This window comes from Deinococcus aerophilus, from assembly GCF_014647075.1.
GTDB lineage: Bacteria > Deinococcota > Deinococci > Deinococcales > Deinococcaceae > Deinococcus > Deinococcus aerophilus.
The window spans coordinates 1-20,357 of record NZ_BMOM01000019.1 but is presented as its reverse complement, the minus strand read 5'-3'; the positions used below and the strand labels follow the sequence as shown (position 1 = coordinate 20,357).

Sequence of the window (20,357 nt, the reverse complement as noted above, 5' to 3'; positions counted from 1 at the left end):
CCTGTGGCCCAGAACGAGAGGTTTCTCACACGGGGAGGCGTGGGCCCCGGGGGCGAGGGGAGGCGGAAATGTCCGGCGTCAGCGGCGTGTTACGGCGTGATGCGCGTGCCCGCCTCCCCTCGCGCGGCCGCGGCGAGCACCCCTGCCGTCATGCCGCTGGCGATGGTGGCGAAGGGAGCGCCGCGCGTCAGGGCGTCGAGCGCGGCGCGCACCTTGGGAATCATGCCTCCGGCGATCCAGCCCGCCGCCACTCCCTCTTCTACCTCGGCGCGGGTCAGGTGCGGCGCGAGGCTGTGGGGATCGGGGTACGCGCGGTACACGCCGTCCACATCGGTCAGGAACACGATGCCCTCGGCCAGCGCGCCCGCCACCGCTCCGGCGGCGGTGTCGGCGTTGACGTTCAGCGCCCCGCCGTCTGGCCCGACAGCCACGCAGCCCACCACCGGCGTGAGCCCCGCGCCGAGCAGGGTTCTCAGCAGGTCGGCGTTGACCCCGGTCACGCGGCCCACCCGGCCCAGTTCGGGGTCCAGGACCTCGGCGCGCAGCAGCCCACTGTCGCGCCCCATCAGGCCCAGCGCGTGTCCCACATCCTGGCTCAGACGCTTGTTGAGCACGCACAGCGCCCCCTCCACCACGTCCATCATCTCCGGCGGCGTCACGCGCAGGCCGCCCCGGAACTCGCTGACGATGTCGCGCGCGGCCAGCTCCCGCTCGATGGCCGGGCCGCCGCCGTGAACCACCACCACCGCGTGTTCGGCCCGCAGCGCCGCGATCTCGGCGGCCACCGCGCGGCGCAGTTCCTGGCTTTTCATGGCGTTGCCGCCGTACTTGATGATCATGTGCCAGAGTCTAGGTCCCCGAGCCCGGGTCACGGTCTCCGGGGGTTCAGGTCACGACGCGAACTGCTGGCGCATCAGCAGGATCTTGAGCTCGTGGGCGCTGGTGGCCGAGGCCATGGCGTCCTCGGAGGTCATCAGGCCCATGGTGACCAGCTGGGCCAGGTGCTGGTCAAAGGTCTGCATGCCGCGCGCGCCGCCTTCCAGCAGCGCCTGCTTGATTTCCTCGGTGCGCGTCTCGTCCTTGATGCACTCGCGCACGGTGGGCGTGCCGAGCAGGATTTCCATGCCCAGCACCCGGCCCCCGCCTGCCCGCGGCAATAGGCGCTGGCTGACGATGCCCACGATGCTCTCGGACAGGCCCTGGCGCACCTGATTGCGTTCGTGCGGCGCAAAGAAGTCGATGATGCGGTTGACGGTCCGCACCGCGTCCTGGGTGTGCAGCGTGGAAAAAACCAGGTGGCCGGTCTGCGCGGCCGAGAGCGCGGCCTCCACCGTTTCCTTGTCGCGCATCTCGCCGATCAGGATCACGTCGGGGTCCTGGCGCATGCTCGCGCGCAGGCCCGCCGAGAAACTCAGGGTGTCCATGCCCAGCTCGCGCTGGTTGATCATGGCGGTGCGGTCGCGGTGCAGCACCTCGATGGGGTCTTCCAGGGTGACGATGTTCACCGGCTGCGTCGCGTTGATGTGGTCGAGCATGCTCGCGAGCGTGGTGGTCTTGCCCGATCCGGTGGGGCCGGTGACGAGCACCAGCCCGCGTTCATGCTGGGTGAGTTCCTCAAAGGTTTCCTGCGGCAGGCCCAGCTGCTCGAAGGTGGGAATCGGCTTGTCCTCGATGACCCGCATGATCAGGCCCACGGTGCCGCGCTGGAAATAGGCGTTCACCCGGAAGCGTGCCAGTCCCGCGATGCCGTACGCGAAGTCGGCCTCGCGCCGGCTGTTGAACTCGGTCCACATGGCGGGCGGCATCATTTCCTGGGCAAAGGTCGCCACGTGGTCGGGGGTCAGGCGGCCCTCGCCGTAGCGTTTGATCAGGCCGTTGACCCGGCCCGCAGGTGGGCTGCCGGCCCGCAGGTGGATGTCACTGGCTCCATCGCGGACAATGGCCGACAGTACGCTGTTCAGGACGCTCATCTACCGCTCAGGCTAGTGGCCGCACTCTTACAGTTTTCTGCGTTGTCCTGGCCCTCAGGTAGGTGGGCAGCACCTCAAGTGCCCCCCGCCCGCTCAGGGGGTGCGTTGCGGCAACGCGGCCTGACCCTTGCCCGCCTGCTCGCCCTCGGCCTTCTCGCCGCGCAGCCGGCGGCTTTCCAGGTCGGCGTGCTGGGTCAGGTAGCGCAGCCACGCTTTGGCGCTCAACGGTCCCAGGCTGTTGTGTTCCACGGTCACGCCGTCCTCCGGCGGAGCGGCGTGCAGCTGCCGCGCGAGATCGACCGTGCCTGAACGGGTCTGGGACAGCAGCGAGCGCAGCTGATCCAGCGGGGCGTCCAGCGCGGGCCGGTAGGCCGCGGAACGGTCGGCCTCGTAGACCCGCTGGCCCAGCGCCACCCGCAGCCGGTTCTGGCCCCAGCGCTCGATGCCGATGATGTGGGCGAGCACCTCGCGGTTGGCGGGGGTGTCGGCGGCCCGCGCGGCGCGTCCGGCGAGCACGTTGCCGGCCCGCTCCAGGCTCTGGCCCAGGTCCGTGTAGCTGCTGCGGCCGGCGGGGGCTTCGAGCACGCGGGCCACCACGTAGTCCTTGACCTCTTCCTTGCGGTTGCGTGCCAGATACGCGGCTCCGGCAGCCAGGCCGACCCCCGCCACCGTGATCAGCGCCGGAACGAACACCTTGCTTTGCTTGGTCATGCCCCAGTCTACGCGGCCCCCCGGTGAACCCCAAAGGGGCCTGTGCGCCGCTTCATAAAGACACCGGACGGACCCGAAAAGGAGTAAATTCAGTACAGCTTTACACTTCAGCCGACCCGCCGCCCCTTTCTGCAAAGGAGTCGTCATGTCCCGTCTGTCCCTGCTGCCCCTCGCCGGCCTGTTGCTGCTCAGCAGCGGGCTGGGCCGCGCCGGGGCCGAGCATCTGGCCCCCAACCTCAGGAGCTTCAAGACGGTCTGCGTGTCCGGGGCCTTCGAGGAGCAGGGCAAGGAGAACGACGCCATCACCGACAAACTGCTGGGCCGCATGCTCGACATCCTGGATGCGGCGGGGATTGCCGTGGAGGAGGGCTGCAAGCTTGAGGGCAGCGTGGGCGGCAAGACGCAGCTGAACCTGTATTACACCTTCGCGACCACCCCCTCCGGCACGGTCTACGACGCGGCGCTGGAGGGCTGGCTGGCCGCCGCTGCGCCGTACCAGGAGGTGACCCTGTGGCGCGACTCGTACTTCGGGGGCATGGACGCGGGCACCGGCGCGCTGCAGGCCGCCGACATGCTCGACGAGTTGCTGCGGGACTTTATCAAGGAGTGGGACAGCGTTCACTGAGCCTGGAGCGGCCTGACGGCGGCCCCTCCCATACACTGGGCGCATGACGATGGTGAAGGTGGCGGCGGCGGCCTATGAGGTGGAGTTGCTGCCGGATTGGAACAGCTACGCGGCCAAGGTCGGCAGCTGGGTGGCCGGAGCGGCGGAGGCGGGCGCCGAGCTGCTGGTCTTTCCCGAGTACGCCGCGCTGGAACTCGTGGGCCTGCTGCCGCCGGACCTCCGGCACGATGTGCTGGGCATGCGGCCCGCACTGGACGCCCTGTTGCCAGAGTTTCTGGCCCTGCACGCGCGGCTGGCGCGGCGGCATGAGGTCTGCATCGTGTCGGGCAGCCTGCCGGTGCGGGCGGGCGCGGGGTTTGTCAACCGCGCCCACGTCTTTGCGCCGGACGGGTCCCACGACTGGCAGGACAAGCTGCTGATGACCCGTTTCGAGGCCGAGGAATGGGACATTGCCCCGGGCCAGGGCACGCGGGTGTTCGAACTGCCGCTGAGAAGCGGGGCGGCGGTGCGCTTCGGGGTGGTCATCTGTTACGACAGCGAGTTTCCTGGACTGGCGCGGCAGCTGGCCGAGGCGGGGGCCGAGCTGCTGTGCGTGCCGTCGTTTACCGGCAGCCGGGCGGGCTTTACCCGCGTGCGGGTGGGCAGCATGGCCCGCGCCCTGGAAAACCAGTGTTACGCCGTTCACGCTCCACTGATCGCGGACGCGCCGTGGTCCTACGCCCTGGAAGACGCCGTGGGCCGCGCCGCGATGTATGCTCCCGCCGACGGTGACCTGCCCCCGGACGGGGTGGTGGCCGAGAACGGCTGGAACGCTTCGGGCTGGCTGATCCAGGACCTGGACCTGGGCCTGATCCGCCGCGTGCGGGCCGACGGGCATGTGCTGAACTGGCGTGACCGTGAGGCCGCCGTGGCGCGCGCCACCGCCGCCGGGGTCGTATCGCTGGGCGGGGCCGTGCGTGGCTGAGGTGCCCACCGTTCGTGTACTCACGGCGGAGGATGCCCCCGCGTACCGCGAGGTGCGGCTCGCGGCCCTGCGCGGCGACCCGCTGGCGTTTCTGACCACCGCCGAGGAATTTGCGGTCCGGACGATGGAGTCCATCGCCGGACGGATGGCGCCGGGCGAGACGTCGGTGACCTTCGGTGCGTTTCTGAACGGCACACTGGTCGGCCTGCTGACGGTGGCCCGCGAGGACCGGCCCCGGCTGGCACACCGGGCCAATGTCTTCGGCGTTTCGGTGGCCCCGGCGGCACGCGGTCAGGGCTGCGGCGACGCCCTGCTGCGCGCGGGGCTGGCCCAGGTCCGGGAGTGGCCGGGCGTTACCTCTGTGCACCTCGCCGTCACCGAGACCCAGCACGCCGCCCGCCGCCTGTACGAACGCCACGGCTTCACCGTCTGGGGCACCCAGCCCGACGCGCTGCGGGATGACGGCGGGCAGGTTCACGCCGAGCATCACCTGAGTCTGACGCTGTAGCGGTCAGGCAGGGGCAGCCAACAGGCGGCGGGCGCAGGGCCCGATCAGGGAACCCTGCGCCCGCCGCCCACGCCGCTGCGGCTTTAGCGCGTCTCGGTCAGGGTGAAGCTGCCGCTGCCCTGGTACGAGTAGACCTCCCAGCGGTACGTGCCGCTGCCCGCGGTGTAGGTCACGGTCTCATTGCTGCCCGACCCGGTGCTGGACGCCACGTCCGTCCAGCTGCTGCCGCTCTGCTTTTGCAGGTACAGGTCGAAGTCGGTGCCGCTGGGGCCGCTCAGGACGCCCTTGATGGTGCCGCCCGCGTAGCTGAAGCCGGTGCTGTACACGCTCTTGCGGCTGCTGACCGAGCCGGTGTAGGTGGTGGTGCCGGTCGTGGGCGGCGGCGGGGTGGTGGCCGTGCCGGTGTACAGCAGCTTGTTGGGGCTGCCGGTGCCCGCGCCGCTGACCTTGCCGGCGGTGGTGTTGCCCAGCAGGGTGCCGGTGACGCTGGCGGTGCTTGCGCCTGGGTTGTCTGCCAGGATCAGGGCCACCGCGCCGACCACGTGCGGGGTCGCCATGCTCGTGCCGCTGATGGTGTTGGTGGCGCTGGTGCTGCCGATCCAGGTGCTGGTGATGTTGCTGCCCGGCGCGAACAGGTCCAGGCACGACCCGTAGTTGCTGTAGCTGGCCCGCGCGTCGGTGTTGGTGGTGGCCCCCACCGTGATGGCGCTTGAGGCGCTGGCCGGGCTGACGTTGCAGGCATTCTGGTTCTCGTTGCCGCCGGCGACCACCATCACCAGGTTCTGGGCCGCCGCGTTGTTCACCGCGTCGTTGACCGCCTGGCTGAAGCCGCCGCCCAGGCTCATGTTCGCCACGGCGGGGCCGGACTTGTTGTTCAGCGCCCAGTTCACGCCCGCGATCACGCCGGAGTTCGAGCCGCTGCCGCTGCAGTCGAGCACCTTGACGGCCACGAGCTGCACGCCCTTGGCCACGCCCCAGGTATTGCTGCCCACCGTGCCGGCCACATGCGTGCCGTGGCCCTGGCAGTCACTGTTGTTGCCGTCGCCGGTGGTGTTGGTTCCCCAGACTGCCCGGCCGCCAAAATTGGTGTGCGCGGTGTTGATACCGGTGTCGATGATGTACGCCTTGACGCCGCTGGCAGTGGTGGAATAGGTATAGGCGCCGTCCAGCGGGAGGTTGCGCTGGTCGATGCGGTCCAGGCCCCAGGTGGCGCCGCTCTGGGTGGCGGTGGCGTGCATCACGCCGTCCTGCTCGATGTATTTCACGTCCGGGTTGGCCCGCAGCTTGCTCAGGTTCTGGGCGCTCATCCGGGCCGAAAACCCGCGCACCGCCTGCGAATAGATGTTCCCGACGCTCACACCCTGTGGGTCGAGGCCCAGGCCACGGATCAGGCCGCCCGCGCTCTGGCTGTCCAGGGCCTGGGCCGTCATGCTGGACATTCCCTGGCTCAGAACCACGATGTACTGTCCGGGGATGGCTTCAGGATTGCTGGTGCCCAGAAGTGGGGCCTGGGCGCGGCTGCGCCCGGACGCCACTTCTGGGCCCATGCTGCCGGAGTCCGCAGAAGGTGCCGCGCTGCTGGGGGCCGTGTTCTGGCTGCCGCAGGCCGCAAGGGAAAGGGTGAGGAACAGCAGGCCAAGTGTGGTGCGTCCATTCATGTGAAAACCTCCCTGGAATTCCAAGACCTCGCTCCCACGACAGACGACAGACGCCCCATATGTTTCGGGCAGGAGCCGACTTTCTGTACGAAGACGAATTGTAATGGGGGAACCAGAGTGACTATAGGTGAGGTGTTTCACGAGAAGATGTGAACGAATGAACACCGCTTCACGTATCTCTCACGGGGCCAGTTCCGATGATTTGTGGGTCCAGGCGCGCCGACGACCGGCAGTACTGTCAGGTGACAGGCATTCCGGTCGACTCGTGGGTTGGCCTACAGGTTCCAGCCTCCCGCGACCTCCAGCTCCTGTCCGGTGACGTAATCGCTGGCCCGCACGAAGTACAGCGCGGCGTCCACCAGCTCGGTCACGGTGCCCGCGCGTCCGGCGGGAATCTCGTGCAGGGGCTGGGACACGCTGGTCTCGATCACGCCGGGGCTGACCACGTTGACACTGACCCCGCTGCCCGAGAGCACGGAGGCGAGCGAGCGCGAGAGCTGCAGCACGCCGGTCTTGGCAATCACATACGGCACGATGCCGGGCCGGGCCTGCAGGTTGCGCGCTCCGGCATACCCCAGATTGACGATGCGCCCGCGGCCCGTTTCCCGCATCAGCGGCGCAGCTTCCTGACAGGTGGCGAAGGTGGAGGTCAGGTTGCTGCCCAGCATGTCGGCCCACTCGGCGTCCGATGTCTCCAGCAGCGGTTTGTGCACGTAGTTGCCCACGTTGTTGACCAGCACGGCCAGCGGCGAACCGTCAAAGGCCGCGTGGGCCCGGCGCACCAGTTCACGGGCCTGGGCCGGGTCGGTCAGGTCGGCCTGCAGGGTGGTGGCCTGGGTGCCCCGGTCCCGGCATTGCCGCGCCGTCTCCTGCGCCGCGTCGGCGCTGCCCCGGTAGTGCACGGCGACGTGGTACCCCTCGGTGGCCAGCGCCACCGCCAGCGCCCGCCCGATGCCGTGGGCCGCGCCGGTGACCAGAGCGGTGCCCTTCACGAAAGCGTCCTGGCCAGCGCCACCAGGGTCTGGGTGTACGTGTTCAGCGGATAGGTGGCCGCCTCGGCCAGCGGAACCCAGGCCCACTCCACGATCTCCTCGTTGGGGGTGACCCCGGGGTCGTCGGTACGGGCAAAAAAGTCGATCAGCAGCATGTGGGTGGGCTTGTGGAACTCGGGCGAGAGCACCGCTTCCTGGGTCTGGGCGTAGCGCGTATCCCTCAGCCGCAGTCCGGTCTCCTCGCGCAGTTCGCGCGTCACCGCTTGCTCCAGCGTCTCGCCGCCCTCGACCTTGCCGCCCGGCACTCCCCACAGGCCGCGCCACTTGGTCGTGCGGGCAAGCAGCACCCGTCCGTCCGGTCCCCACACCAACGCCCCCACACACACCACCGGCCTGTCCATGCGGCCCAGGGTAAAGCCAAAGGGGAGAGGACAGAGTGTACGGTGGCCTACCTGTGCCGCGCCGCGCCCCCACGGGCCAGCGGATGCCCAGAGGGGACGGCCAGGAAAAAGGCCCCGGCGCTCAGCGCCCGCGCCGCCGCATCACGCCCCGTTCCAGGCTGGTGATCACCGCATAGATCAGCACGCCGAACACGATCAGTAGGGCGATGGCCGAGAACTGCGCGGCCTTGTTCTGGTAGGTGCCGGCGACCTGTACCGCCAGCCCCAGGCCTTTCTGGTTGGCGTCCACGAATTCCCACACCACCGCGCCGATCAGGGCCAGGCTCGCCGCCAACCGCAGGCCGCCCAGCATCACCGGCAGGGCGCCGGGCAGTTCCAGCCGGGTCAGGCGCTGCAGCGGCGTGGCGCGCAGGCTGCTGAACAGCTCGTGAAAGGTGCGGTCCACCTCGCGCACGCCGACCAGCGTGGAGATCATGATGGGATACAGGGCGCTCAGCGAGGAGACGACCACCGCCGGAAAGAAGCCGAAGCCCAGCCACGACACGAGCAGCGGCGCGAGGATGACGATGGGTGTGCTCTGCGAGGCGATGATAAAGGGGCTCAGGAAGCGTTCCAGCGCCCTGAATTTGGCAAGGGGATACCCGATCAGCATGCCGGCCACGCTGCCGAGCAGGGTGCCGAGCAGCGCGGTGCGGGCCGTGACCCAGAACGCGGCGGCCAGGGCCGGAAAGGTGCCGGTCAGCTCGCGCCATACGGCGGCGGGGGTGGGCAGCAAGAAGGGCTGGTCAAGGCGGGTGGCGGCGAGGTGCCAGCCCAGCAGTCCCAGCGCGAGCGCCGCCAGCGGCAGCAGCCCCGACAGGCTGGGACGCGCACGGGTGGCCGTCCGCAAGCGGGTGCTGTCGCCGGTGCCCAGCACAGCGCGCAGGTGGGCCTCCAGTCCGTCGGTATACGCGCTGACCCGGCCCTCGCCCCGGGTGTCGAGCACCTCCACAATCTGGCCGTCGCGCAGCACGGCCACCCGGTCGGCCAGCCACACCGCCTCGCGGATGGAGTGGGTGACCAGCACGGTGGTGCGCCCGGTCTTTTCATGCAGGTGGCGCAGTTCGGCGTTGAAGCGTTCGCGCACCAGGGCGTCCAGAGCGGCGAACGGCTCGTCGAGCAGCAGCACGTCCCCGCTCTGGGCCAGGGCGCGCGCCAGCGCCACCCGCGCCCGCATTCCTCCGGAGAGGTCGGCCGGAAAATAGTCGGCGTAGGCGTCCATGCCCACCAGATGCAGCGCCTCACGCGGGGGCAGCCCACCTCCCGTACCCAGGTCGGCAGGCAGCGCCACGTTGCGCAGGGCGCTGCGCCACGGCAGCAGCCGGTAATCCTGAAACACCAGCGCCGGGACCGATTCCACCCTCACTGCGCCCGACCGGGGCCGCAGCAGGCCGGCAATAACCCGCAGCAGCGTGCTCTTGCCGCCGCCGCTGGGGCCGATCAGGGCCAGGAACTCGCCGCGGCGCACATCCAGCGTCACACCGCTCAGAACCGTCTCGCCGCCCAGACGCACGGTCACCTCCTGCAGCGCAATGGGCGGGGCCGCGGTGGGACTCGGCGCTGGGTCGGTGGTGGGGGCGCTCATCCCTGCGCGCCCTCCCCGGCCTGGGGGACCGCCGGGCGGGCAGGCCGGGGGCGGCCCAGGGTATTGACCAGCACCACCCCGGCGACAGCCACCGCGCCGCCGAGCAGGGTGATTGGCCGGGGCAACTCGTGCAGCCACAGCCACGCGATCAGGATGGCAAATACCGGGCTGACATACAGAAACGAGGTGGTGGTGCTCGCCGGCACCCGCGACAGCGCAAACGTCCAGGTGAGGTACGCCAGCGCTGCCGGAAACAGCCCGATGTAGATGACGGCGAGGTGCGCGTGCAGCGGCGCGGCCTGCAGCTCTGCGGCAAAGCCCGGCAGGAACACCAGCATTGGCACGGTGCCGAGCAGCAGCGACCACACCGTGAAGTGCAGCGGGTTCATGCGCCGCAGCAGCGGTTTCTGGAACACGAAGTAGATGCTGGTGAACACGGCGGCCCCGAAAATCAGCAGCGCTCCGCGCGTGAAGCCCACGCTCTGGCCGCTGCCCAGCACAATCAGGGCCACGCCCCCCAGGCTGATCAGGGTGCCCAGCCAGCCCAGCGCGTTCAGGCGCTCGCCGCCGAAGCGGGTGGCGAGCAGCGCCGTGATGACCGGCCCCGCCGCGATGATCAGGCTGGCTGTTCCGGCCGGCACGCCGACCTCGCCGTAGTTGAGCAGCACGTGGTACAGCGTGATGCCCATGACGCTCAGGCCCGCGATGCGGGCGAGGTCGGGCAGGCCGGGCAGCGGAATCCGGGTGACCACCGCGTACAGTCCCAGCGCCGCCGCCGCCACCAGAAAACGGTACAGCGTGAGGTGTCCCGGCGAGAACGCCTCCAGCCCGGCCCGGATGCCCGCGAACGCCGATGCCCAGAACACGATGGTGACCAGAATGGCTCCCAGCGACAGGGCGTCCAGACGTTCAGGGCGGGCAGCGGCGCTCATATGCGGCCCAGCCTAGAGCATGGCCGCGCTGTGGGCCGCGCGCACGATCACCGTCCGGTGCCCGGTGACGGTCCTGTTCCCGGCTCCGGCGCCCTAAGCCCCACATCAAGGGCCCGCACACCTGCGCGGCCCCCGGCTGCGCGACGATGACGGAAGTTCTATTTTTCCAGATAAATCAGCCAGTGAATCAGGAGGTCTGTACCCATGGGCGAAGGAAATCCCAGCCGTCAGCCGGACACCGCCAGCACCCCGGACACCGCCAGTACGCCGGGCACGATGGGCACCCATGACGGCGACGCGACGAGCACGCACGGCGCAAACACCAATCTGGATCCCGACCTGCAGGGCGGTCCGGCCACCGCTCCGGACCGCGCCGCCACGAGCGAGATCGAGGAACAGCATGGGCATCAGCGGACGGACGACACCTGAGGGCGGCCCGTTGTCTTATGGCGGGCATGTTTCGAAAACGTAAATCGAGGACAGGCCGGGCAAGGAGGGCGATATTCTGGATTGGTTCACGTTTCACGCCGGTCCCACACCCGGCACCTACACTGCGACCAACGGAGGATCAAACATGACAAAAACAGAGAACGGCGGAATGGACCAGACCCGGATGATCGGTGGCGCGGCGGGCGGCGCCCTGCTGCTGATGGGCCTGCGCAAGCGCGGCGTCCTGGGCCTGGGTATGGCTGCGGTGGGCGGATACCTCGCCTACCGCGCGGCCACCGGTAATGACCCGGTGATGGCAGCGGTGGGCGGCGGCGCTGCCAGCTCCAAGCCCATCTTCGTGGAACACAGCGTGGTCATTGACCGCCCCACCCAGGCGGTATACGACTACTGGCGCAAGCTGGAAAACCTGCCCCACATCATGAGCCACCTCGAAAGCGTGACCGAGCTGGACGAGAAGCGCAGCCGCTGGGTCGCCAAGGCCCCGCTGGGCACCCACGTGGAGTGGGAAGCCGAGATCGTCAACGACAAACCGGGCCAGCGCATCGGCTGGCACTCGTTGCCCGGCGCCACGGTGGACAACGCGGGCAGCGTGCAGTTCGAGGAACTTCCCAACGGCGGCACCCGCGTTCACGTCGCCCTGAGCTACCGGCCCCCGGCGGGCCCGCTGGGCGCAGCCGTCGCCAAACTGTTCGGCGAGGAGCCCAGCCAGCAGATCGCCGAGGACCTGCAGAAGTTCAAGGCCGCCTTCGAGGGCAGCGCGAAGAACTGATCCTGCTTCCCCGCAGCCGTGAGGCCGGAGCTAGATTGCTCCGGCCTCTGCTTTGTCTGTTGGTCTGGGTTCGGGCCTACACCGGGGTCAGGCGCTCAGGCCCTTGCTGCCGTGCAGGGTGCGCTCCATGGCGTCCGTCACTTCTGCCTCGAAGCGGCGCAGGTGTTCGCGCAGGCGGTCGAGTTCGGCCACCCCCAGGTCAGGCAGCCACAGCACGCTGCGCCCCAGCACGGCGAAGGCCACTCCGGAATCCTCGCCCTCCTCATCGGTATCCACCGGGTCGAGGTTCAGCGTGCCGTAGTCCAGCCCCTGATTGAGCAGGTTCATGCCCATCAGGATGTCGGGCAGGCTGTCCTCCTCGACATACAGGTCCAGGTCCAGATGCAGGCGCACGATCACGCCGCCCTGGTGGTCGGCCTCGGCGAACAGGGCCACCCTGGACTCGCCGTGCTGGATCAGCGCGCCGTCCTCGACCGACTCGACGGTCAAACCGCTCTTTTGCAGCGCAGACACGATCTGCTGCAGCTCTGACTGGGGGACCGTCATGCGGCGGAGTATAGAGCGCTCCCGCGCCGGGCAACCGGAAGCGTGCGCCCTTTGATGGGGGGGAGGGTGGTCCAGGGCGCGTGGCCAGCGGGGAAAATGCGGGTGTGGGCCGGCTCAGGTATGGTCCTCAGGCGTGGTAGAGCCACACCCCATCGTCTTCCTGCCAGGTGCGGTACAGCTGGCCCAGCAGCCGCAGGTGCTCGGCGTGTGCCAGCGTCTCGGCCAGGGCGAAGCGCCGCCCGCTGACATTCAGCTCGCGGTTGAACATCGCCAGCGAGAGGTCGTAGGCGCTGCGCGGTTCCCGGCCGGCCTCGGCCGCGATGAAGTCCAGCCGTTCGTGGTGGTGGGCGCGCAGCTCGCGGGCACGGGCCTGCACGCCGGTCATGACTGGACCGTGGTGGCCCACGACGGCCCGCGCCGGATTCAGGGCCTCGAGTTTGCCCAGCGTCTGCAGGTAGTCGCCCAGTGGATCGGGCCGGGTGTAGGCGTACAGACCCACGTTGGGACTGATGCGCGGCAGGATGGCGTCTCCGGCGATCAGCACGCTGTCCTCGGCGTTCCACAGGCCCAGGTGGCCGTCGGCGTGGCCGGGCAGCCACAGCACCTCCCACTCGCGCCCGGCCAGGGTCACATGCTGGCCCTCGCGCAGCGGCGAGACGCGGCTGGCCGGCTGGACCCGGTCGCGGCTCCGGCGGTTGTCGGCCCCCATGTCATCGAGCGATGCCTGCGGCAGGCCGTGGTCGCGCATGTGCTTGAGGTGGCCGGGCAGCCACTCCTCCCACAGGTGCCAGTACCGCTCGCCGCGCCCGATCTCCACGTCCAGCATCTGCACCGCCGCGCCGCTGCGTTCCTCGACCACCCCGGCCAGCCCGTAGTGGTCCGGGTGGTGGTGGGTGATGATCACGCGCTCCACATCCGGCCAGTGCAGCCCCAGCGTACCCAGGCCGGTCTCGATGGCCGCCCGCGCCTCGGGGGTGTCCAGGGCGGTGTCGATCATGGTGACCGGGCCGTTCGCCGGGGCGTCGAGCAGCACGGTCACCGTCTTCATGGGATAAGGAATCGGCACTTCCAGGGCGTACAGCGATCCCACGACGGGCGTCAGCACAGGGTCGGAGGCGGTCATGCCAGAGGCTAGCACCCGCTTCGGGCCGGACGGTGCGCCGGACGCAGGGACACGTGGAGTGCGGACTTCAGTCGACACTGCACAGGAACTCACCCCCGGTGACCTGACAGGCGACGACCGTCTGTTTACTGACCCGCACGCGCACGAGCAGCGTCTCGGTGCGGAGGCCCTCTGCGAGGGGAACGACATTCACATTGACCGTGCCGGGCCGCACCCGGACCTCCAGCGGCGTGAGGCCCGCGTCCTGGCCGCCGATCAGCACGCGGGCGGGCACATCGCTGTCCACCTTTAAGCTGCCGGTGATGGGGCGCAGGACGGCCGAGATCCCGGCCACCGTGTCCGCCTGCACGTTGAACCGCTGGGAAACCGTCATGAAGCCGGCGCGGGACACCTCCACGGTGACCGGCCCCTCGGGCACGTCCGGCACGGTCAGGGGCGTGGTGCCGGCGAGGCGGCCATTGACGCGCACCGCCGCGCCGGGGACAGACGCGCTCACCTGCAGCGTTCCCAGCCCGGTCACGCGGTACACGGTGGTCGTCACGGTGTATCCGCCCGCCGGCAGGGTTGCCGCCGCCGTCTCGACCACCCGCGCCACGGCGTCCAGCGACCGTGCGCCCTCCGCCGCCGTGAGGTCCAGTGGCCGGACGCTGGCCACCGTGAACACCTGCGTAAAGCCCTGACTGGCGGGCAGCGGCACGCTCGTGACCACCCCGGCCTGCACCGTGCCCCCCGGCACCACGCGGGCCCTCCCGCCCTGCGGCACCACCACCGCCGTGACCGAGGCCGCGCGGTCGCTGCGCACGCGCAGGGCCGCCGGGCCGGGCGAGCGGTACATGCCGCCCTCGCCGGTGGCGACGGTCAGGGGCGGGGGAGTCAGCTGGGTCTCGAGGACCAGCTGGGAGCCCGGCTGTGAACGCAGCGGAGCCGGCACGCAGCCGACGAGCAGACCCGAGAGCAGCATGACCGGGAGGAGGGTTTTCATGGCCTCAGGGTAGAGGAGACGTTGCCTGAGCAACGCTGCCGTGGACCACCAAGGTCAGCAGGCGAAGCAGACGGTATGGCGCGGGGCAAAGAACAGCTGACCCCACGGGAAACCGTGGGGTCAGCTGTTCTTTGCCTGGGAGTCCGCGGGCTCAGGGCAGGCGCTTCATGATGGACTGCAAGCTGGCGCTGTCGGCCCAGCTCATGCCCTTTTCCACATACATGCGGGCGCTGGTGGTGTCGCCGCGCTGCAGGGCCAGGTAGGCCAGCTTGGCCGCGCTCAGGGAAGCCCACTGCTTCTCGGTGTCGTTCAGGTCACCCAGGCGGATCCAGGCGTTGTAGGCGTTGACCCACCACTGGGTCTTGGTGTACAGCTGCGCCAGGTACGCATTGTAGTCGCGGTTGGCGGCTTCCATGCTGGCGGCGTAGTACGAGTGGTCCACCGCGGCTTTCCACAGCGTGCGGTCATAGAAGGGCACCGGGTAGGCCACGTCGGCCTGTACCGCGAACTCCTGCGCCTTGGCGTAGTTCTGCTCCGCGCTCATGGAGGCAGGATCCATCATCTGGGTCGTGGGGGCGGGAGTGGTGTCCTGCGCGGCAGCAAGGCCCGCCAGCGCGAACGCGGTCAGCATGAGAATCTTCTTCATATCGCCACGCATCTTAGGCCGTACCCTGGCAGGCGTCCACATTCCCTGTCACCTCCCCGCCTGTGCGTAAAGGCAATGTAAAGGAGCTTACCTTCAGATGAGAACCCCTCTTTCACGCCTGATTTTCCTGTCCGCAAGTCTGCTGTGCCTGGGGCCATCTGTGCACGCCCAGCCGGTGTCCACACCGCCCGCCGCGGCCCCCGCTCCCACCTTCGTTGCCCCCAATGTGGACTGGCGCAAGGACCTGCGGGTGATCTCGGGGGTGTCCGTCGCGCCGAACGGCGACCTGGTGTTCGTCGGCGCGGACGCGCGCATTCACCGGACCGATGCGGCAGGCAACGAGAAGTGGAACTTTGCCGCCGGTGACCTGGGCCGCGCCTACCCGGTCGTGACTCCGCAGGGGACGGTGCTCGCCGCGACGTATGACGACACCCTGTATGCCCTGGACCCGGCGGGCAAGCTGCTGTGGAAAACCAAACTCGACGGCGACATCTTTGCCACCCCCGCCCTGCGTGCCGACGGCAGCGTGATCGTCGCCACGGCGGGCGGCACCGTTCACGCGCTGGATGCGGGCGGAAAGACGCTGTGGACCTTCAAGGTGGGGGCGCCGGTGTTCAGCAGCCCGGCGGTCGCCGCCGACGGCACCATTTACTTCGGCGCACAGAACAGCCGCGTGTATGCCCTGACGCCCAGCGGCGAGCAGAAGTGGACCTTTACTGCCGGCTCGCTGGTGTTCAGCAGCCCGGCCCTGGACGCGGCGGGCAACGTGTATTTCGGCTCCAGCGACCGCAAGCTGTATGCGCTGGACCCGGCGGGGCAGGTGCGCTGGACCCGGACCACCGGCCTGTTCGTCAACGCCAGTCCCATCGTGACCAGCAATGGCCTGGTGGTGGTGGGCAGCTATGACGGCAAGGTCTATGCCGTGAACACCACCGGCGAGGACGGGTGGATCTACACCGCTGGCGCGCCGGTCGCGGCCCCCGCCGCCGAGCTGAGCGACGGCACAGTCATCGTCCCCGACCTCAGCGGCACGGTGCACGCCATCGGCAAGGCCGGGCAGGCCCTGTGGACCCTGAGCACCGGCAGGAAGATCGATCTGGGTGTAACGGTCAGCGACGCGGGCACCCTGTACTTCGCCACCGAGGGAGGAAGCCTGAACGCCGTCCGCGGGCAGCGTCCGCTGGCGGTGGGGCCATGGACCACCTTTCATGCCCTGCCCAGTGCCACCGGCCGCGCGCCCAGCCCTCCGGAACTGGCGGCGGCCGCGCAGGCCCGCAAGGCCGCTGCAGGGGCTCCACTCACGGCCCTGAAACCCGCGCCCGGCCGTCCTGCCCCCACTTCATCTCCCGCGCAACCCGCGCCCACCGCGCAGGTGCCGCGTCCGGCTCCTACCGTCCCAGTCCAGCCGGCGGCTCCCGCACCGGCCCCGGCCCAGCCCACTGCCGCACCGCCCACCGCCGCTCTGCCGCCCGCCTCCACGTTGTCTTCCCAGCAGCAGGCCATCGTTGCCGCCCGCATCGCCCGCGCCGAGAACGGTCAGGTTTACCTGCCGCTCGGAGAGGCGAGTGGAGCGCTGGGACTGACGCTGGGCGGAGTCACGCCGCTGACCGCCACGCTGCAACTGGGCACGGTGGCTCTGCCCGTGACCGTCCGGGTGTTCAACGGAGTGCCCTTCGTGCCGCTGGCGGCGCTGGCGGCCTTGCCGGGAACCGTGGCACGGCTGGACCTCACGTCCGCTCCCGCCGTGGCGCTGACGCGCGCCGGGCAGACGGTCAACTTCCCTATCAGCCTGCAACAGCTGGTGCCGCTCCAGGGAAGGCCCGAGTATCCCGGCGTGCTGAACCGCTAGGGCGGCGCCCTGTCCCCTGACTGGAATTCCGCTCGCCTGCTGGTGGGGTTGCGGCGCAGGGCGGGAACGCCTGTCCACGAGTCGCTCGCCCCGCCCGAACCATATGGACGGGGCGGGCCGCGAAGTCGGTCATGCGGCGGCTGTGTTGCAAGCTGCACCTTGAGGCGCGTTCTTTGCGGTTCTCCGCAGTTCAGGAGCGTCTGATACGAGAGGTTGAGGTGCCGGGTCGCTTGGCCTCTGGACCCTCGCCTCAAGCAAACTCCGGGCGTTCCAGATGCAGGATGAGATTGGTGGCCTGCACCGACAGAACCAGATGTCGGCCCTGCAGGGTACCCTCGGCCAGAGCCCACCCGCCGGGCGTCAGGGCCTGCGGCCACGGGATGGTGCTCGCCTGTCGGGAAAGGGAGCCGGCGCCGTTCAGGATGTGGATGCTCGGCTCCTCGTGGTGAGGTAGGTCTTGCAGATACAGCCGCAACTGCCAGTGCTGTGCGGTGGCCGGAACCGCGAAATGCAGTTCAAGCCGTGGAACGGCGTGGTCTGCCGCGCCTAGCCGCAGGAGGGTCCAGCCGCAGGCCCGGGCCAGCAGCACATACCCTCCGGGAAGCTGCACGGTTTCGTGGGGCTGCAAAATATTGGGAAGGATAGCCGACGGCGTCAGGGTACAGTTTGCTCCTGAGGCCTGAACAACGGTTGGTACTGTGCAGGAGGGGTATTTCAACCGGTGCCGATCTCCAGCGTCGAGCGAGCCAGCCAGCGCCGCACGTTGCAGTTCGCTTCGGAAACACAGCAGGCGTGCCGCGTCGGGCAGCCGGACCTGCACTTCGGGTAGCCGGACGGTCAGGACGCTGTCGACACGCTCCAGGATGCCCGTTTGCAGGGTGTCCTTGAGCAACTGGGCGGCCCGACTGGTCTCCAGTCCTACTTGGCCCAGCGTACCCAGCGCAGTCGCCTCGGAAAACGGCCCGGGCAGGAGCGCCAGGGTCTGGACATACGCGAGGTCGGGCCCAAGCGCTGCGGCGATCTCGGCCCGCAATATGCGCTGGAGACGCTGTCCCAGGCGCCCGCGCACCGGGGCGGAGATGGGCGGTTGACAGCGGACCGCCCCCAGAAACCCCTCGGTCTGGCGAATGATCTCAAAGCGCGCCTCTGCATCCAGTTCGCCGGAGATGGAGGATGCTCCGATGTCCTGAGCGGGCAGGCTCTCAGGAGTCAGGGCCGGGACGTGGATGATGTGGAACCATCCGGGCTGATCGTGATGTCCCAGCACCTGTTCGAGGCGGGTCTGCCCGGCTGGCGTGGTGACGGCCACCACCAGCAGAGACCGGGCCAGCCCCAGAAGCAGATCGATGAGCTGGCCCGCCTCCTTGCTGAGATGTTCGGCGCTGCGCACCACGACGGCCAGGGGACCCGCTTGCATGAGCAGTGGAACCAGCTCGGCCAGATCACTGGTTTGAGGCTCCTGCTCGAGCGGCAACGGGCGCACCTCCTGCGGAACCCCGACTTTCAGAGCTGCCCTCAGGTTGACCAGCAGGAGCGCCCGCAAGCTGTCCAGGCCGGCGCTCGCGGTGATCTCAACCGGAGTCAGGCCCAGCCGGGCCAGGACGATCTCCAGGGATTCGCGCCGGCCACTGCCGGGTCGCCCCACGTAGACTGCGAGTTGGGGGTGACGTGTCCCGCGGATAAACGACTGAAACTCTGGCAGGACACGTTCTGCAAGCCACTGCGTCAGGGGTTGGTCGGAGGGGAGAACAAGGGGGAGCGGTGCCTGGGGCAGGACGCGGCTGCCCGACAGCTGCTTGACCGTCTGGGTGAGACGCTGTCGCTGATGCCGGACCCAGGAGGCCAACACGGGGTTGCCAAGATCATTGAAGTTCTGAAGCGGGTGCGTTAAGGCTGCCACGAGGTGTGTCTGGTCCTTGACCTTGCGCTGCTGCAGATCATCCAGCTCGGTCACGGCCTGCAAACTCAGAGAGGAAGAACGGTTGGGGCTGAGTTCGATGCCCTGACGGCGCAGCGCGGTCAGCTCCACGCGCAGGTTGCGCAGACCCTGCGCGCCAGCTCTGGGCCACAGCAACTGGGCCGCAGTTGTGCGGTGAAGCGGGCCGCCTTCCAGGGCCAGATAGGTTAACAGGGTAGCGGCGCGGCCAGAGATTTTGACCGGTTCTGCGGCCACCGTGACCTGTAACTTGCCGAACACCTTGACGGTAATGGGGGGACCGGTCAGTGCTCGGCAGGGATAATCGATTGCGTCCGGACTGGCTGAAACACCATTTTCACGAAGCACGGCTCATTCTGCCGCAGTCGCTGAGCGGAGGGACACACATTTGTGGAGCGCATCTCCCGATATGCAGCACTCTTTCCAGGTTGAAAGACACGGCGTGCCATGACTGGATTCCCAACTGCCGGCTGTCCTGAAGTCCCTTCCTGCTTCAAGACTGATTGCGCAGTTGGGATGCGAGTTGATCGGGGGAGGCAGCGCCTCCCCCGATTGGTGTTCCCGGCCATCAGGCGAACTGTGGTGAGCGGTTCACGGTGCGGAGGTTGACCAGGCCAGCCACGCAACCCCAGAACAGGCCGTGCCGCCCTGGGTCGTTCCGGTAAAACTCGCGGCAGACGCGAAATTTCTTGAGCTTGCAGACCACGTTCTCCACCGTGATCCGCACCTTAGAAATTTGATGGTTGAGCTCCCGGTCCTCCGGGTTCAACACCCCGCCTTTGGGGCGCATCCGGGGAACGATCACTTCATGCGCCGGGCAGAGTTTATCCAGGCCCGTATCGCCTCGGTCTCCCCAGATACGGCTCCCTCGAGGCAGGCGACCGAGCAACCTCGACTGCCCCAGGACCTTCATGTCATGAGTGCGCCCGCCCGCGGGCGCACTGAGGTGCACCGCCAGGCCATCCGGGGTCACCGCCACTTGCGTTTGCAGAGTGTGAGTGCCCTTCTTGACGCTGAAAAACTTCTTCTGGTCCTTGGGCCGCCCCACGGCTTTCTTCCCGGGACCACTGCCCTTCTTCTTCTTGGGTTGCCCTCGGGGCTGCTCAGTCCCATCGACGATGATGTCGGCAATCTCCGGGAATGCTTCGAGCACGTCTTTCAAGGTGCGGAGCCGACGACGCGGTCCCGCGTCGTCGGGCGTGACCTTGCGGCTGTCCAGCGTCCGGGCCCGGAGGGGAGCAGGCAGCGCCTGCTCCAGGAGGGGCAGCAAGGCATGGATGTTCCGGCAGACATTCGCGGCGTCCATCTCGAACAGCACGCCCAACAGATGCATCGGGAGGTCATGCCGCAGATAGATCAGCGTCAGAAGCAGGCGGTGAGGAACGTCGAGTTTGAACTGTCGGCCCGCCCCGATGCGGCGTTGCCGTCCCTCCCGCAGGAGGGACGTGCGGTGCGCCCGGGTCCACAGGGGCTCGAGTTGTTCAGCGAGGAGCGTGAATTCGGCGGGGTTCAGGCCGCAGAGCGACTCGAAGGATCGGGGACGCTGCATGAGGCGAACGACCTGAAGCATGCCCCCACTCTGACCCATTCACCCTGGCGGCCTGACAGATTTTATGAGATTGGACGGAAAACGAGTTGCCAGCCGACCTCAAGGGTGGTTTGAGGAGGGGC

The 20,357-nt window shown here is 68.7% G+C and carries 20 protein-coding genes; 6 read left to right on the top strand and 14 right to left on the bottom strand.

Features of this window, described 5'->3' with window-relative positions; all coding sequences use genetic code 11:
* Positions 1-89: 89 nt before the first annotated feature.
* From argB to IEY21_RS11625, 3 genes are all read right to left on the bottom strand, one after another.
* Entirely contained in the window at positions 90-839 is a 750-nt protein-coding gene (gene argB / locus IEY21_RS11635; RefSeq protein ID WP_188904515.1) for an acetylglutamate kinase, read from the bottom strand.
* A gap of 51 nt (positions 840-890) precedes the next feature.
* Positions 891-1,970: a PilT/PilU family type 4a pilus ATPase gene (locus tag IEY21_RS11630; RefSeq protein ID WP_188904514.1), complete on the bottom strand. Its 1,080-nt coding sequence runs from the start codon at positions 1,968-1,970 to the stop codon at positions 891-893.
* A 93-nt stretch (positions 1,971-2,063) separates the two neighbouring features.
* Positions 2,064-2,681 carry a maleylpyruvate isomerase N-terminal domain-containing protein gene (locus IEY21_RS11625; RefSeq protein ID WP_188904513.1) on the bottom strand — a complete coding sequence of 206 codons (618 nt, stop codon included), beginning with the start codon at positions 2,679-2,681 and terminating at the stop codon, positions 2,064-2,066.
* A gap of 145 nt (positions 2,682-2,826) precedes the next feature.
* Here IEY21_RS11625 and IEY21_RS11620 point away from each other — a divergent pair, with 145 nt between their 5' ends.
* The 3 genes from IEY21_RS11620 to IEY21_RS11610 are packed head-to-tail and all read left to right on the top strand — an operon-like array spanning position 2,827 to position 4,778.
* Positions 2,827-3,306, top strand: a complete 480-nt coding sequence (locus tag IEY21_RS11620) for a hypothetical protein (protein WP_188904512.1) — start codon at positions 2,827-2,829, stop codon at positions 3,304-3,306.
* Between the two features lie 43 nt (positions 3,307-3,349).
* Positions 3,350-4,270, top strand: a complete 921-nt coding sequence (locus IEY21_RS11615) for a carbon-nitrogen hydrolase family protein (protein WP_188904511.1) — start codon at positions 3,350-3,352, stop codon at positions 4,268-4,270.
* Positions 4,263-4,778 (top strand): GNAT family N-acetyltransferase, encoded by a 516-nt coding sequence (locus tag IEY21_RS11610; protein ID WP_229753058.1) that lies wholly within the window; start codon positions 4,263-4,265, stop codon positions 4,776-4,778. Before IEY21_RS11615 ends, IEY21_RS11610 begins: the two co-directional genes overlap by 8 nt.
* 83 nt (positions 4,779-4,861) lie before the next feature.
* Here the strand turns inward: IEY21_RS11610 and IEY21_RS11605 are convergent, their stop codons facing one another.
* The 5 genes from IEY21_RS11605 to IEY21_RS11585 form a co-directional block, all read right to left on the bottom strand.
* A complete protein-coding gene (locus IEY21_RS11605) occupies positions 4,862-6,436 on the bottom strand; it encodes a S8 family peptidase (RefSeq protein WP_188904510.1) in 1,575 nt (524 codons plus the stop codon).
* Between the two features lie 275 nt (positions 6,437-6,711).
* Complete coding sequence (gene tmpR, locus IEY21_RS11600) at positions 6,712-7,428, bottom strand: bifunctional dihydropteridine reductase/dihydrofolate reductase TmpR (protein ID WP_188904509.1); 717 nt, start codon at positions 7,426-7,428, stop codon at positions 6,712-6,714.
* On the bottom strand, positions 7,425-7,829 hold the full coding sequence (locus tag IEY21_RS11595) for an NUDIX domain-containing protein (protein WP_188904508.1): 405 nt from the start codon (positions 7,827-7,829) through the stop codon (positions 7,425-7,427). Before IEY21_RS11595 ends, tmpR begins: the two co-directional genes overlap by 4 nt.
* A gap of 121 nt (positions 7,830-7,950) precedes the next feature.
* Positions 7,951-9,453: an ABC transporter permease subunit gene (locus IEY21_RS11590; RefSeq protein ID WP_188904507.1), complete on the bottom strand. Its 1,503-nt coding sequence runs from the start codon at positions 9,451-9,453 to the stop codon at positions 7,951-7,953.
* On the bottom strand, positions 9,450-10,385 hold the full coding sequence (locus tag IEY21_RS11585) for a DMT family transporter (RefSeq protein ID WP_188904506.1): 936 nt from the start codon (positions 10,383-10,385) through the stop codon (positions 9,450-9,452). The genes IEY21_RS11590 and IEY21_RS11585 overlap by 4 nt, the downstream gene beginning before the upstream one ends.
* A 204-nt stretch (positions 10,386-10,589) precedes the next feature.
* Between IEY21_RS11585 and IEY21_RS11580 the strand changes: the two genes are divergently transcribed.
* Positions 10,590-10,814: a hypothetical protein gene (locus IEY21_RS11580; protein ID WP_188904505.1), complete on the top strand. Its 225-nt coding sequence runs from the start codon at positions 10,590-10,592 to the stop codon at positions 10,812-10,814.
* 145 nt (positions 10,815-10,959) lie between these two features.
* Positions 10,960-11,604, top strand: a complete 645-nt coding sequence (locus IEY21_RS11575) for an SRPBCC family protein (protein ID WP_188904504.1) — start codon at positions 10,960-10,962, stop codon at positions 11,602-11,604.
* A gap of 87 nt (positions 11,605-11,691) precedes the next feature.
* On the opposite strand, the gene IEY21_RS11570 is transcribed toward IEY21_RS11575, so the two are convergent.
* The 4 genes from IEY21_RS11570 to IEY21_RS11555 all read right to left on the bottom strand — a co-directional run bounded on the left by IEY21_RS11570 (position 11,692) and on the right by IEY21_RS11555 (position 14,901).
* Positions 11,692-12,150, bottom strand: coding sequence for a hypothetical protein (locus IEY21_RS11570; protein ID WP_188904503.1), 459 nt, complete (start codon positions 12,148-12,150; stop codon positions 11,692-11,694).
* A gap of 127 nt (positions 12,151-12,277) precedes the next feature.
* Positions 12,278-13,273, bottom strand: a complete 996-nt coding sequence (locus tag IEY21_RS11565) for an MBL fold metallo-hydrolase (protein ID WP_188904502.1) — start codon at positions 13,271-13,273, stop codon at positions 12,278-12,280.
* Between the two features lie 67 nt (positions 13,274-13,340).
* On the bottom strand, positions 13,341-14,255 hold the full coding sequence (locus tag IEY21_RS11560) for a PEGA domain-containing protein (protein WP_229753057.1): 915 nt from the start codon (positions 14,253-14,255) through the stop codon (positions 13,341-13,343).
* 151 nt (positions 14,256-14,406) lie between these two features.
* Positions 14,407-14,901, bottom strand: coding sequence for a hypothetical protein (locus IEY21_RS11555; RefSeq protein ID WP_229753056.1), 495 nt, complete (start codon positions 14,899-14,901; stop codon positions 14,407-14,409).
* Positions 14,902-15,061: 160 nt separating this feature from the next.
* Here IEY21_RS11555 and IEY21_RS11550 point away from each other — a divergent pair, with 160 nt between their 5' ends.
* On the top strand, positions 15,062-16,750 hold the full coding sequence (locus IEY21_RS11550; protein ID WP_308424837.1) for an outer membrane protein assembly factor BamB family protein: 1,689 nt from the start codon (positions 15,062-15,064) through the stop codon (positions 16,748-16,750).
* 250 nt (positions 16,751-17,000) lie between these two features.
* Here the strand turns inward: IEY21_RS11550 and IEY21_RS11545 are convergent, their stop codons facing one another.
* Together IEY21_RS11545 and IEY21_RS11540 are read right to left on the bottom strand one after the other, a co-directional pair.
* Positions 17,001-19,034: an AfsR/SARP family transcriptional regulator gene (locus IEY21_RS11545; RefSeq protein ID WP_188904499.1), complete on the bottom strand. Its 2,034-nt coding sequence runs from the start codon at positions 19,032-19,034 to the stop codon at positions 17,001-17,003.
* A 220-nt stretch (positions 19,035-19,254) separates the two neighbouring features.
* On the bottom strand, positions 19,255-20,256 hold the full coding sequence (locus tag IEY21_RS11540; RefSeq protein ID WP_188904498.1) for a transposase family protein: 1,002 nt from the start codon (positions 20,254-20,256) through the stop codon (positions 19,255-19,257).
* Positions 20,257-20,357 lie beyond the last annotated feature (101 nt).

Excerpts from the sequence above, each read along its gene's own strand:
- IEY21_RS11540 (WP_188904498.1), bottom strand. The coding sequence starts at position 20,256 with ATGCTTCAGGTCGTTCGCCTCATGCAGCGTCCCCGATCCTTCGAGTCG.
- IEY21_RS11630 (WP_188904514.1), bottom strand. The coding sequence starts at position 1,970 with ATGAGCGTCCTGAACAGCGTACTGTCGGCCATTGTCCGCGATGGAGCC.
- IEY21_RS11615 (WP_188904511.1), top strand. The coding sequence starts at position 3,350 with ATGACGATGGTGAAGGTGGCGGCGGCGGCCTATGAGGTGGAGTTGCTG.
- argB (WP_188904515.1), bottom strand. The coding sequence starts at position 839 with ATGATCATCAAGTACGGCGGCAACGCCATGAAAAGCCAGGAACTGCGC.
- IEY21_RS11565 (WP_188904502.1), bottom strand. The coding sequence starts at position 13,273 with ATGACCGCCTCCGACCCTGTGCTGACGCCCGTCGTGGGATCGCTGTAC.
- IEY21_RS11585 (WP_188904506.1), bottom strand. The coding sequence starts at position 10,385 with ATGAGCGCCGCTGCCCGCCCTGAACGTCTGGACGCCCTGTCGCTGGGA.
- IEY21_RS11605 (WP_188904510.1), bottom strand. The coding sequence starts at position 6,436 with ATGAATGGACGCACCACACTTGGCCTGCTGTTCCTCACCCTTTCCCTT.
- IEY21_RS11620 (WP_188904512.1), top strand. The coding sequence starts at position 2,827 with ATGTCCCGTCTGTCCCTGCTGCCCCTCGCCGGCCTGTTGCTGCTCAGC.
- IEY21_RS11555 (WP_229753056.1), bottom strand. The coding sequence starts at position 14,901 with ATGAAGAAGATTCTCATGCTGACCGCGTTCGCGCTGGCGGGCCTTGCT.
- IEY21_RS11625 (WP_188904513.1), bottom strand. The coding sequence starts at position 2,681 with ATGACCAAGCAAAGCAAGGTGTTCGTTCCGGCGCTGATCACGGTGGCG.
- IEY21_RS11590 (WP_188904507.1), bottom strand. The coding sequence starts at position 9,453 with ATGAGCGCCCCCACCACCGACCCAGCGCCGAGTCCCACCGCGGCCCCG.
- IEY21_RS11570 (WP_188904503.1), bottom strand. The coding sequence starts at position 12,150 with ATGACGGTCCCCCAGTCAGAGCTGCAGCAGATCGTGTCTGCGCTGCAA.
- IEY21_RS11580 (WP_188904505.1), top strand. The coding sequence starts at position 10,590 with ATGGGCGAAGGAAATCCCAGCCGTCAGCCGGACACCGCCAGCACCCCG.
- IEY21_RS11560 (WP_229753057.1), bottom strand. The coding sequence starts at position 14,255 with ATGAAAACCCTCCTCCCGGTCATGCTGCTCTCGGGTCTGCTCGTCGGC.
- IEY21_RS11575 (WP_188904504.1), top strand. The coding sequence starts at position 10,960 with ATGACAAAAACAGAGAACGGCGGAATGGACCAGACCCGGATGATCGGT.
- IEY21_RS11595 (WP_188904508.1), bottom strand. The coding sequence starts at position 7,829 with ATGGACAGGCCGGTGGTGTGTGTGGGGGCGTTGGTGTGGGGACCGGAC.